Origin of the sequence: Arthrobacter psychrochitiniphilus, from assembly GCF_003185915.1 — a bacterium.
GTDB classification, from domain to species: Bacteria; Actinomycetota; Actinomycetes; order Actinomycetales; family Micrococcaceae; genus Specibacter; species Specibacter psychrochitiniphilus.
Window position 1 is genome coordinate 98,431 of sequence record NZ_QHLZ01000006.1, and the last position, 12,790, is coordinate 111,220.

The following is a 12,790-nucleotide window of genomic DNA, read 5'->3' on the forward strand; positions in this document are numbered from 1 at the left end:
TGGTACCGCGGCGCAAGCCGTCCTTGCATCCTGAAAAAGTTCGCCCACCACCAGGATGATGTGATGACCCACTTCCCGAAGGCCTCAGCCGCCGCCGGCCTCCACGCCGAATCCAACCATGTTCCCTCCTCCGTGAATTTTCCGAAGGTGGAAGAACTGGTCCTGAAGTACTGGGATCAGGACGGCACCTTCCAGGCCAGCATTGACGCCCGCGACGCAGGTGTTGACGGGTCCAACGAGTTCGTCTTCTATGACGGCCCGCCCTTCGCCAACGGCCTGCCGCACTACGGGCACCTGCTCACCGGCTACGCCAAGGACCTGGTGGCCCGCTACCAGACCCAGCGCGGGCGCCGGGTGGAGCGCCGCTTCGGCTGGGACACGCACGGGCTGCCCGCCGAGCTGGAAGCCATGAAGCAGCTGGGCATGACGGACAAGGCCCAGATCGAGGCCATGGGCATTGACAAGTTCAATGAGGCCTGCCGCTCCTCAGTCATGAAGTACGCTGGCGAATGGCAGGAGTACGTCACCCGCCAGGCCCGTTGGGTGGACTTCGAGAACGACTATAAAACGCTCAACGTTGAGTACATGGAGTCGGTGCTGTGGGCGTTCAAGCAGCTCCATTCCAAGGGGCTCACCTACAACGGCTACCGCGTGCTGCCTTACTGCTGGAAGGATGAGACCCCCCTCTCCAACCACGAGCTGCGCATGGACGAGGACGTTTACAAGGACCGTCAGGATGGCACAGTCACCGTCACGTTCCCGATCCTGCCCGGCGAATCCGCCCTCTCGCAGGAACTGGCCGGTGTGGCCGCGATCGCCTGGACCACCACGCCCTGGACCCTGCCCACCAACCAGGCCCTCGCTGTTGGGCCCGCCGTGAGCTACGCCGTGGTCCCTGTTGGGCCCAACGGTATCGCTACTGCCTCCACCACAGGTGCCGCTACCGCCGAGCGTTTCCTGCTGGCCGCTGACTTGGTGGGCGCGTACGCCAAGGATTTGGGGTACGACGACGGAGCTGCCGCAACGGCCGCCGTCTCCGCTTCCTATGCGGGCACCGAGCTTGAGGGACTGAAGTACGAGCCACTGTGGGACTACTTTGCCGACGATGAAAAGTACGGCACCGCCAAGTCCTGGCAGTTCTTGGTAGCCGATTACGTCACCACCACGGACGGTACCGGTATTGTCCACCAGGCACCCGCCTACGGTGAAGAGGATCAAAAGGTGTGTGAGGCGTACGGCATCCCCGTGGTTCTCTCCATCGATGAGGGCGCCAACTTCCTGCCGCTCTTCGCTGAAGGACCGCTGGCCGAGATTGCCGGTGTTCAGGTCTTTGACGCCAACAAGACCATCACCCGTGTGGTCAAGAATGCCGGACGCCTGGTCCGCCAGGCCAGCTATGTGCACAGCTACCCGCATTGCTGGCGCTGCCGCACACCTCTGATCTACCGCGCCATCTCCTCCTGGTACGTGGAAGTCACCGCGTTCAAGGACCGCATGGTGGAACTAAACCAGGACATCAACTGGATCCCCGGCAACGTCAAGGACGGCCAGTTTGGCAAATGGCTGGCCAACGCCCGCGACTGGTCCATCTCCCGCAACCGCTACTGGGGCTCACCCATCCCCGTCTGGCAGTCCGACGACGAAGAGTACCCGCGCACCGACGTGTACGGCTCCCTCGCCGAAATGCAGGCCGACTTTGGCCGCCTGCCACTGAACAATGAGGGCGAGGTGGATCTGCACCGCCCGTTCATTGATGAGCTCACCCGCCCCAACCCGGATGACCCGCGCACCCCCGAAGAAGGCCAGTCCACCATGCGCCGCGTGGAGGACGTGCTGGATGTCTGGTTCGATTCCGGCTCCATGCCCTACGGCCAGGTCCACTACCCGTTTGAGAACGAGGACTGGTTCAACACCCACAACCCGGCCGACTTCATCGTGGAATACATTGGTCAGACGCGCGGCTGGTTCTACATGCTGCACATCCTCTCCACGGCACTCTTTGACCGCCCGGCGTTCCGCAACGTCATCAGCCACGGCATTGTGCTGGGCTCCGACGGCCAAAAAATGTCCAAGTCGCTGCGCAACTACCCGGACGTCTCAGAGGTCCTGGACCGTGACGGCTCCGACGCCATGCGCTGGTTCCTGATGTCCAGCCCCATCCTGCGCGGTGGCAACCTGGTAGTCACCGAACAAGGCATCCGCGACGGCGTCCGCCAGGTCATCCTGCCCTTGTGGAACGTGTACAGCTTCTTCACCCTGTACGCCAACACGGCCAACCAGGGCAAGGGTTACGACGCGAAGCTGCGCTACGACGGCTACTCCGATCCCATGGACCAATACCTGCTGGCCAACACCGGCGATCTGGTCCGCGCGATCACAGCCAAGCTGGATGGCTACGATGTCTCCGGCGCTTGTGATTCCCTGCGCAGCTACTTCGACATGCTCACCAACTGGTATGTGCGCCGCAGCCGCAACCGATTCTTCGACGAAAACGAGGATGCGTTTGACGCGCTCTATACCGCTCTGGAAACCGTGTGCCGGGTGGCCGCCTCGCTGCTGCCTCTGCTCACCGAGGAAATCTGGCGCGGACTCACGGGCGGGCGCTCCGTGCACCTGACCGACTGGCCCAACGCCGATCTTTTCCTACCTGACGCCGCCTTGGTGACGCAGATGGAGACCATCCAGCAGATCTGCTCCACGGGCTCCAGCCTGCGCAAGGCCGCCAAGCTGCGCGTGCGCCTGCCTTTGGCCGAACTTACCGTGGTGGCACCGAACGCCGCAGCCTTGACCAGCGGCGCCGGAATCGTGGCCGAGGAGCTGAACATCCGTTCCATCCGCTTTGTGGACGCAGCGGACGCCTCCCCGGAGGAATTCGGCATCAGCCAGAAGCTGGTAGTCAACGCCCGTGCGGCAGGACCGCGCCTGGGCAAGAACGTCCAGCTCGCCATCAAGGGCTCCAAGTCCGGGGACTGGTCCGTCACTGACGGTGTGGTCACCGCCGGTGGCCTGGCTCTGGAACCCTCCGAATATACGCTGGAGACCGTGGTGGCAGACGCGGCCGACGGCGGCAAGAGTGCCGTTGCAATGTTGCCCACCGGCGGCTTCGTGGTGCTCAACACCGAGCTGAACCCGGAACTTGAGGCTGAGGGCACCGCACGGGACATGATCCGTGCCGTTCAGCAGGCCCGCAAGGACACCGGCCTGCAGGTCAGCGACAGGATCCGCACCATCATCAGCGCCCCTCAAGAGACAATCGACGCACTGCACGCCAACGCGGAGCTGCTGAAGTCCGAGACTCTCACGCTCAAGCTTGAACTCATCCCCGGTGACGTCGAAACCACCATCACAGTTGAACGGAGTGCCGTCTAAATGAGCGCCCAGCACGATGAATTTTCGGTGGAGAGCGTTTACGCCGAGCTTTTGGGCCGTGCGCCCGAAAACAAGATGGAGCCGCGCCTGGCTCCGCTCTTTCGCGCCATGGAAATTCTGGGTGAGCCCAACAAGGCTTTCCCCATCATCCACATCACCGGCACCAACGGAAAAACATCCACAGCGCGCATGATCGAGGCGGGGCTGATGGCCCACGATCTGCGCACCGGCCGGTACACCAGCCCGCACCTGACAAAAGTCACCGAACGCATCAGCATTGATGGGGCGCCGGTCAGTGATGGGACGTTCGTAAGGATTTGGGATGAGATCCGCCCTTATCTGGACATTGTGGACGCCGAACTTACGGCAGCCGGTGAAACTCGACTGACGTACTTCGAGGCGCTGACCATCCTGGCTTTTGCCATCTTCGCTGACGAGCCTGTTGATGTGGCCGTCATGGAGGTAGGGCTGGGCGGGATCACCGACGCCACCAATGTGGGAGACGGCCAGGTTGCCGTGATCACCCCCATCTCCTTGGATCACACCGAACTGCTCGGAGACACTACAGGGCTTATTGCACAGGAGAAGGCTGGCATCATCAAGGAGGGCGCGTTTGTCATCAGCGCCGCCCAGCCTACTGACGCCGCCCAGGTCATCCTGGATGCGGCCCGGGAAAAGCATGCCGATTTCCGCTTTGAAGGCGTGGAGTTCGGTGTTGAGTCACGCACGGTTGCCGTGGGCGGGCAGCAACTGGACCTGCAGGGACTGGCCGGGCGTTACCCGGGCATCCTGCTCCCGCTGCACGGTGCCCACCAAGCCCAGAATGCTGCCGTCGCACTTGCCGCGCTGGAAGCTTTCCTAGGCGGGGGAGAGAGGGAACTGAACCACGAACTCGTGCAGGAGGGCTTTGGTGCCGTCACCTCGCCGGGGCGTCTGGAAGTCATGCGCACCTCACCCACCATTGTGGTGGATGCGGCCCACAACCCGGCAGGTATTGCGGCCAGTGCGGCTGCCTTGCAGGAGTCCTTCGCGTTCAGCAAGCTTGTGGTGGTGCTGGGTGTGCTGGCGGAAAAGGATGCCCAAGAAATCCTGAACTCGCTCAAGGAAGCCTATGGCGATGAGGCGCAGGAGCTGTGCCTGACACAGTCGAACTCCCCGCGCGCCATCCCGGCAGCGGAATTGGCTGAGCTTGCCGTTGACCTTGGCTGGAATGAGGAAGACGTCCACATTGCGGAGAAGCTTGATGACGCCATTGAGTGGGCGGTGGAACGTGCCGAAGCCAATAACGATCTCGCCGGCGGCGTACTGATCACCGGCTCCATCACCGTGGTGGGTGAAGCCCGGATACTGCTGGGCCGCCCCGGCGAAAAGGCAGGCGCCTAAGCCATGGCAAAATTGACAAAGGCGCAGCGCGAATGGAAGCCCAACACGCCGAAGAAGCCACGCTCCACACGGCTGATGTTCGCCTCGGTGGTGCTGTTTCTTGAAGCTTTCGTGGCCCTTTTCTTGGCCCTGGCACTCTTTGGCCTGAAGGACAAAAATCCGGCCTATCTCATTGCCGGCGGCGTGCTGGCCGTGGTGCTGATCCTGACGTGCGGGGTGATCCGCAAACCCTGGGGCCCGGCGTTGGGGTGGATTTTGCAGATTGTGCTGATCGCGGGTGGCTTCTGGGAACCGTCCATGTTCGTGGTGGGTGTGTTGTTCGCGGTGGCCTGGTGGTATGCCCTGTATGCCGGAGCCCGGATTGACCGTGAGAACGCCCAACGCGCCAGGGTCCAGGCGCAATGGGATGCAGCGCACCCCGAGGAATCGGCTCCAGAGGAATCGGCGCCTGAGGAACCGTCCGAGTAAGCTAAGAGTGAATGTCCTTTTTATCTAGTTATTGGAGTTATTGTGAGCACTGAGCGCACCCTTGTCCTTGTGAAGCCCGACGGCGTGGCCCGCAACCTCACCGGCGCCATCCTGGCTCGCGTTGAAGCTAAGGGTTACACCTTGGTTCAGCTCGAAATGGTCAACGCGACCCGTCAGGTCCTCGAGGCTCACTATGAAGAGCACGTGGGCAAGCCTTTCTACGAGCCGCTGGTTGACTTCATGCTCTCAGGGCCCATGGTGGCGGCCATCTTTGAAGGGGACAGCGTTATTGCCGGGTTCCGTTCACTGGCCGGCGCTACCGATCCCACGGTGGCAGCCCCGGGCACCATCCGCGGCGACTTTGGCCGCGACTGGGGCCTGAAGGTTCAGCAGAACCTGGTCCACGGTTCCGATTCCGTGCTCTCAGCAGAGCGCGAGATCGGTATCTGGTTCGACTAGTCCCCACGCCCTCCCGCAGCTCGCAAGCTCGTTGCGGGTCCCTCGGGCGCGTGGGCCCATCCACGCCCTCCCGCAGCTCGCAAGCTCGTTGCGGGTCCCTCGGGCGCGTGGGCCCATCCACGGGCGCGTGGGCCCATCCACGCCCTCCCGCAGCTCGCAAGCTCGTTGCGGGTCCCTCGGGCGCGTGGGCCCATCCACGCCCTCCCGCAGCTCGCAAGCTCGTTGCGGGTCCCTCGGGCGCGTGGGCCCATCCACGGAAGTTCGACGGCGGGGGCTCACCTTATGGTGAGCCCCCGCCGTCGTTTTTAACCCCGCGGCCACATCCAACGCTCGGTTGGTAGTTAACCGAGCGTTGGAAGGCTAGGCGTTGGAGGGGATGATCAAGTGAATGAACCGGAAGAAGATTGATGCCAGGGTGGCCAGGTAGATCAGTCCCACAATGGTCCAGGACCAATCGTTGAGGAACTTTCTCAGCGCAGCGGGTGCGGGGATGATGCCGTGATTGATGTTCCGCAGCGTTGTCCACACGAAGAGGGGGATCATCATGGCCCACACCACCATGCAGTACGGGCACAAGATCGCCAAGGTGTACAACGCTGTGAACCAGAACCAGGACACTAGGGCCATGCCTGCGGTGATGCCAATCTGCAGGCCGATCCAGTACCAGCGGCTCATTTTTGCCCCCGCCAGCAGGACCATGCCTGTGGTGATCACCACGGCAAATGCGGCCACGCCAATGAAGGGATTCGGGAAGCCAAGCAGGGCTGCCTCGGGCGTCTTCATGACATCGCTGCAGGATATCCAAGCGTTGACGTCGCAGCTGGCAATGGCGTTCGGATTCTTATAAAGCTCTAGCCTCTCCAGCACCAAGGTGAAGGATGCAATCCAGGCGATGGCGCCGGTAATGACCAACAGCCAGCCAAAGGGTTTGGCGCGCGCCAGGGCAGGTTTGTCCGGGTCAGCTGGCTCAATGGGGGAAACTGTGGTGCGTGGCATGGCGTCCTATTCATCGAGACCGGTGATTGTGTCCTGATTGTAGCGTGCCAATCATGGCGCGCCCTGCGCGAAATCGCAGGTAGGACAAGTGCGTGTGAGACAATATAAAAGGCTGGGCGGCGATCCACATGCGCCTTTCGGTCCTATGGCACGCCTACTGGCTGCTGGAGAAGACGTTGCCTGTGTGTGCAACCATCCACCAGCTCAGTATTTGGCAAACCATTGGCTTTTCAGAGCTTGCGCACCCGGAAGTTGGTGCCGCCTGGAAAGTAATTAGACGACTTCCGTCAACGCCCGAGGGTGTTGGCACATCAGCCGACTTTGGCGCCCGATGTGGAGGTGCCAAATCGGTGCGAAGGCACTGCCCACAATGGAAAATGAACAGCCCACACTAGAGAACACAGAAGTTGCTCCGGCCGCAGCTCCAAAGACTCGCACCACGCGGTCCCGCCGAGCCACCTCGGCCGTCACCAGCCCTGGGACAGCCGCCGCAGCACCGGCCGAAAAAGTTGCTCCGGCCGTGACACCCGTTGAAGCAGCCGCCGCAGCACCGGCCGAGGCTGAAACGCCAGCCAAGAAAGCTCCCGTGCGTCGCAGCCGCGCCAAAAAGAGCGATTCACCGTTGAGTAGCTCCGCAGCGGAAGCAGAGGCGCCGTCCGTCAGCGATGCTGGCTTGTCGCTGCTCGACGCCATTTCTGGAGACGCCGTTTCTGAAGCCGCCAACTCTGAGAAAGCCGGCTCTGAAGCCGCAGCCAATGACGTGGCCGCCCCCGCCAAGAAGGCCCCCCGTCGCCGTGCCAGCGCCCCCGTCACTGCTCCCGTTTCGGGTGAAGTTGCCGGCCAGGGTGAACTGATCCTGACAGGCGGCGCCCCAGCCACAGTTGTGCCTGAAGAAGATGCTCCTGCACGCAAGGTTCCGGTCAGGCGCAGCCGTGCAGCAAAAGCTCCCGTCACCAAGGTTGCAGCAGAGCAGCACGCAGACACGGGCGTTGTCGAAGTGCAAGCTACGGCTGAGGTTGCCACCGAGATGGCAGACGCTCCCAAGGCCGCCACGTCCCGCACCCGATCAACCTCACGCCGTGCCTCTGCGAAAGCGGCAGATGTAGCCGCGCCGGAGGCCGCCCAGGAGAGCGTCAGTGAGGTAGCGGCTGCCACCGAAGAAGCGCCCGTACAGGTTGCTGCTGCAGTAGCGCCCAAGGCAACGCGCAGCCGCCGCCGGAGCTCAGCCCCCACGTCTACCCCCGCATCCGCAGCCTCGGCCGTAACCGCAGCTCCCGCCGAGGCTGCCGTACCTACCGTGACCGGTGCGCCTGCCGAAGAAACCGGTGCGAATTCCGAAGAAGCTGCCCAAGAACCCGTTGAAGCACCGCAGGCCATTGATGCGCCCGAACAAGCCGAACCCGCTGTGACGGACTCCTTGTTCCATGCTCCGGATTCCGGCATCTCGGCACTGTTCTTGGCGCCGGATCTGAGCCTAGTGGTACCCGTTGCTACCACGCAGGGCGGGAACCCTGAGGAGAACACGCAGGACGGAGCGGATGCCGATCAGCGTGGCCGCTCACGCAACCGTAACCGCCGGCCACGCGCAGCCGATACGCAGCCGGTGGATGAGAGCCAAGATGCCGACGTCGCTGAGAGCGATTCTGATGACAGCGACGACGGCGTGACCTCCCGCCGCCGCCGCCGTCGCCGCCGTGGCGATACGGATCTGGAGTTGACCGGCGGCAGCGATGAAGATCCGCCCAACACGGTGACCCGTGTGCGGGCCCCCCGCGTTCCTGCCGAGCCCACGGCAAGCGTCTCTAACCGTGTTACGAGTCTGCGCGGCTCTACCCGTCTGGAAGCGAAGAAGCAGCGCCGCCGCGACTCCCGCGATTCCGGCCGCCGCCGCACAGTCATCACAGAAGCCGAGTTCCTGGCCCGCCGCGAATCCGTGGACCGCGTCATGGTGGTCCGCCAAGCCGATGACCGCATCCAGATTGGTGTTCTCGAAGACGGCATCCTGGCCGAGCACTTTGTTTCCAAGACGCAGCAGGATTCCCTGATCGGCAACGTCTACGTGGGCAAGGTCCAAAACGTGCTGCCCAGCATGGAAGCGGCCTTCGTGGATATTGGCCGCGGCCGCAATGCGGTTCTTTACGCTGGCGAAGTTGATTGGGACGCAGCGGACCTCAACGGCCAGCCGCGCCGCATTGAAAACGCGCTGAAGTCCGGCGATTCGGTTCTGGTCCAGGTCTCCAAGGACCCTGTTGGACACAAGGGTGCCCGCCTGACCAGCCAGATTTCCCTGCCCGGACGCTACCTGGTGTTTGTGCCCGGCGGCTCCATGACAGGGATCTCACGCAAGCTGCCCGACGTCGAACGGAACCGTCTCAAGCGGGTCCTGAAGGACCACCTGCCCGAGAACGCCGGGGTCATTGTGCGCACAGCAGCCGAGGGTGCCAGTGAGGAAGAGCTCACCAATGACATCAACCGTTTGCGCGCCCAGTGGGAAGGCATCAACAACCGTGCCGCCTCCTCCAAGACGCTGGCACCAGAAATGCTCTACGGCGAGCCGGATCTGACCATCAAGGTGGTCCGTGACGTCTTCAATGAAGACTTCTCCAAGCTCATCGTCTCGGGTGAAGACGCCTGGGACACCATTGAGGCCTATGTGACCTACGTAGCCCCGGATCTGTTGGACCGTCTGGAAAAGTGGACCAACCCCGAAGACATTTTTAGTGCACACCGCATTGACGAACAGATCAACAAGGCCCTCGAACGTAAGGTGTTCCTGCCTTCCGGTGGTTCACTGGTCATTGACCGCACGGAAGCCATGACAGTGGTTGATGTGAACACGGGCAAGTTCACCGGATCCGGCGGCAACTTGGAAGAGACCGTCACCAAGAACAATTTAGAAGCTGCCGAGGAAGTGGTGCGCCAGCTGCGGCTGCGCGACATTGGCGGCATCATTGTCATTGACTTCATTGACATGGTTTTGGAATCCAACCGCGATCTGGTGCTGCGCCGCCTGGTTGAGTGCCTGGGACGTGACCGGACCAAGCACCAGGTGGCCGAGGTGACGAGTTTGGGTCTGATTCAGATGACCCGCAAGCGTATGGGCACCGGCCTGCTTGAGGTCTTCGGTGAGCAGTGTGGCACCTGCGCCGGCCGCGGCATGGTCACCCACGAAATTCCCGTGGAGCACCGCCGCCCGCACACACCCGGCGTGGAAGGCGCCCAGGTTCAGGCTCAGGTTCACGCACCCACCGTGGAGCAGCGCGAGCCGGAACGCACCGCTAACCGCTCAACCCGAAGCGAGCGGAAGCGCAACCGCAACCGTACGCAGGGGAACGAGGCGGAGCAGCATCAGGAAACCCCCGTGACGCCGCTGTCCGATGAGGCTGCCGAGGCCCTTGAAGCCGCGAAGGCGCAGAAGGCTCACGAAGCCCGTGCCGCGCTGGCGAACATTGCTGCCGCAGCTGCTGCCACGCATCACGAGCATTCCCCAGCGCAGGGGCACCACCAGGCTGCGGATGCTTCGGAGCAGCATGTAATGCACGACGCCGGAATCCTCACCTTGGGTGGGGAGGCCATTGAGTTGCCGCGTGGGCATCGCAGTGAAAGCGGTGGCATGGTTGCGCACAACAATGCTGATCAGGCAGCCGCTCTGGCGGGGCTGACTCAGGCGCTGGACCAGCTCTCAGCCCCCGGGGCAGAGCACTCTGCGCCCGAGCACTCTACACCCGAGCCCTCTACACCCGAGCCCTCTGCGCCCGAGCCCTCTACGCACGAGCACAAGGTAGCGGAGGCGGAAGAGTCCGGCAGTAACCGTTCCCGAGCACGCCGTGGCCGCCGCAACCGCAGCGCACGCAGTGCTCAAGGTGGTGCTGATATGACGGTAGAAACGTCAGAGGCGCCTGTTACAAGCCAAGGTTCAGCTCCCCACAGCAGCGCCCAGGTGCGCATCTCTACACCGGCGCCGGTAGTCCACAAGAGTGCCGAGCCCATCATTTTGGGTGTAGGGGTTCCGGCTTCCGAGCTGTAACCGCCTAGGCCTTCTCTCAATGGCCCGCAGCAGTGCTTGAAGAAACGCAAATGTGCGTCACTTTACAGGCATTGCTGCGGGCTATTTTTTGTTGGCCTGCTAGCAGGGTTAGGGTGGAAACAGACACGGGGTGCCAGGCCATCAGGGCCGGCTGAGACAATACCCGTTGAACCTGCCCGGTTAGCACCGGCGAAGGGATGTCCCCATGGATACAACTGCACTAGTTTCTTCTGATCAAGACGCGCTACCCCTAGCCTCAACAGTCCAAGCCTCAACAGTCCAAGCCTCAACAATCCCAGCCTCAACAGTCCACGGCTCGCTTGTTGCAGGCTCGCCTGCTGCGGCACTGCCAGTGCCACATCTCCCGGGAACACGCCACCCACGGGTTTTGAGTATTGCCGGTTCCGACCCTTCGGGAGGGGCCGGTATCCAAGCCGATATCAAAGCAATCAGCGCCCATGGCGGTTACGCAATGGCCGCCATCACGGCATTGACGGCCCAAAATACGCGAGGCGTCCGCGAGATTCACGTGCCGGATGTTGGATTCCTTAGGGCACAGCTGGAAGCCATCTCCGAAGACATCAGCATTGATGCGGTGAAGATCGGCATGCTGGGCACGGCCGAGGTGATGAGCGCGGTAGGGCAGTGGCTGGCGGCAACCCGGCCTCCCGTCGTCGTGCTTGACCCGGTCATGGTGGCTACCAGCGGTGACACGCTCATGGCTCCCGAGGCCCGCAACGCCATGCTCTCTCTGCTTTCCCTGGCGCACCTGGTCACCCCCAATATTCCCGAGCTTGGTGTCCTGCTGGGCAAGCCCGCGGCCTCAAGCTGGGACGAGGCGGTGCAACAGGGCAAGGAACTGGCAGCCGAACACCAGATCCGGGTGCTGGTCAAAGGTGGGCATCTTGCGTCTCGGAAATGTCCGGACGCCCTGGTTTCCGCGGACGGCACAGTGCATGAATTCATGGGGACACGCATTGACACCCCCAACACTCATGGCACCGGCTGCTCACTTTCGGCGGCTCTGGCAACTCTTATGCCCCAGCTCAATGATTGGCCACGCAGCGTGGCCCGTGCCAAGGCGTGGCTGGCTCGAGCCTTGGAAACATCTGCTGAACTGGCGGTGGGTCACGGTTCGGGGCCCGTCAATCACCTGAGCGAACTGTGGGCAACTGCTGCTCCTCACGCAGATAGCTTCAGCCAAGAGCTCTGGGCGGACTGCGCTGAGCAACGTGCCGCGATTGCTTCCCTTGATTTCATTAGCGAACTTGCCGCGGGAACACTCGCCCGCAGGCACTTTGCCTACTATCTGGCCCAGGACGCACTCTACTTAGGCACGTACTCGCGAGTGCTCGCGAGGGCCAGTGCCCTGGCGCCTACCGAGGCGGAGCAGAAGTTTTGGGCGGGCGGGGCACAGAACTGCCTGGAAGTGGAAGTCTCATTGCACCGAGATTGGCTAAGCCAGTATCCGTTGGAGCGTGAACACGATGCGGCAGGGCTGTTGGAGGGCGGGCAAGGCGCCGGGCTGATGCAAGGACCTGTCACCAAACACTATGTGGATCACCTGCAGGGCGTGGCCTTCTCGGGAAGCTACGGCGAAGTAGTGGCCGCAGTGCTGCCCTGCTACTGGCTGTATGCGGAAGTGGGCCGCATGCTGCACACCGAGTATCTAGCGTTTGAGGGTGAGCACCCCTACGGGGCCTGGTTGCAAACGTACGCCTCCGAAGAATTTGCCAAAGCCACGGAAACGGCAATTGCCATCCTGGACAACGCAGCACGGAGCGGTTCAGTGCGTGAGCGGGCCGGCATGAAGGCAGCCTTTGCCCACTCCGCCGCGTACGAGGTGGACTTCTTTGCGGCCCCGCACCTGCACGCTCCTGCGCCCCAAGATACCCAGAGTGATTAACACCACGCCGGATAAAGCAAAAAATGCGGCGAGTCACGCCCGGAAATGCCTTTTTCTGATCTGAGTCGCGCTAAAGTTGCCTAGTACGGTTTCGGGGATCGCCGCAGCCATCGGATGAAAATATTCACTTGTCCGAGGATGCGCAGGATACGAAATCAGTCTCATTTGCTCCCGGAGCCAGA

The 12,790-nt window shown here is 62.4% G+C and carries 7 protein-coding genes and 1 riboswitch; of the genes, 6 read left to right on the forward strand and 1 reads right to left on the reverse strand.

Annotated features, from left to right (window positions below; all coding sequences use genetic code 11):
- Positions 1 to 63: 63 nt before the first annotated feature.
- The 4 genes from ileS to ndk are packed head-to-tail and all read left to right on the forward strand — an operon-like array spanning position 64 to position 5,679.
- On the forward strand, positions 64 to 3,369 hold the full coding sequence (gene ileS, locus CVS29_RS10785) for an isoleucine--tRNA ligase (RefSeq protein WP_110106333.1): 3,306 nt from the start codon (positions 64 to 66) through the stop codon (positions 3,367 to 3,369).
- Positions 3,370 to 4,752 carry a bifunctional folylpolyglutamate synthase/dihydrofolate synthase gene (locus CVS29_RS10790; RefSeq protein WP_110106334.1) on the forward strand — a complete coding sequence of 461 codons (1,383 nt, stop codon included), beginning with the start codon at positions 3,370 to 3,372 and terminating at the stop codon, positions 4,750 to 4,752. It begins immediately after the preceding gene.
- 3 nt (positions 4,753 to 4,755) lie between these two features.
- A complete protein-coding gene (locus CVS29_RS10795) occupies positions 4,756 to 5,220 on the forward strand; it encodes a DUF4233 domain-containing protein (RefSeq protein WP_110106335.1) in 465 nt (154 codons plus the stop codon).
- Between the two features lie 42 nt (positions 5,221 to 5,262).
- Complete coding sequence (gene ndk, locus CVS29_RS10800) at positions 5,263 to 5,679, forward strand: nucleoside-diphosphate kinase (RefSeq protein WP_110106336.1); 417 nt, start codon at positions 5,263 to 5,265, stop codon at positions 5,677 to 5,679.
- A gap of 360 nt (positions 5,680 to 6,039) precedes the next feature.
- Here ndk and CVS29_RS10805 read toward each other — a convergent pair whose 3' ends face one another.
- Positions 6,040 to 6,675: a vitamin K epoxide reductase family protein gene (locus CVS29_RS10805; protein WP_110106337.1), complete on the reverse strand. Its 636-nt coding sequence runs from the start codon at positions 6,673 to 6,675 to the stop codon at positions 6,040 to 6,042.
- Between the two features lie 370 nt (positions 6,676 to 7,045).
- Here CVS29_RS10805 and CVS29_RS10810 point away from each other — a divergent pair, with 370 nt between their 5' ends.
- Both CVS29_RS10810 and CVS29_RS10815 read left to right on the forward strand, forming a co-directional pair.
- Positions 7,046 to 10,702 (forward strand): Rne/Rng family ribonuclease, encoded by a 3,657-nt coding sequence (locus tag CVS29_RS10810; protein WP_110106338.1) that lies wholly within the window; start codon positions 7,046 to 7,048, stop codon positions 10,700 to 10,702.
- 116 nt (positions 10,703 to 10,818) lie between these two features.
- A riboswitch (TPP riboswitch) is annotated at positions 10,819 to 10,917 on the forward strand.
- Positions 10,908 to 12,608: a bifunctional hydroxymethylpyrimidine kinase/phosphomethylpyrimidine kinase gene (locus tag CVS29_RS10815; RefSeq protein ID WP_110106339.1), complete on the forward strand. Its 1,701-nt coding sequence runs from the start codon at positions 10,908 to 10,910 to the stop codon at positions 12,606 to 12,608. It overlaps the preceding riboswitch by 10 nt.
- The last annotated feature ends 182 nt before the right edge of the window (positions 12,609 to 12,790 follow it).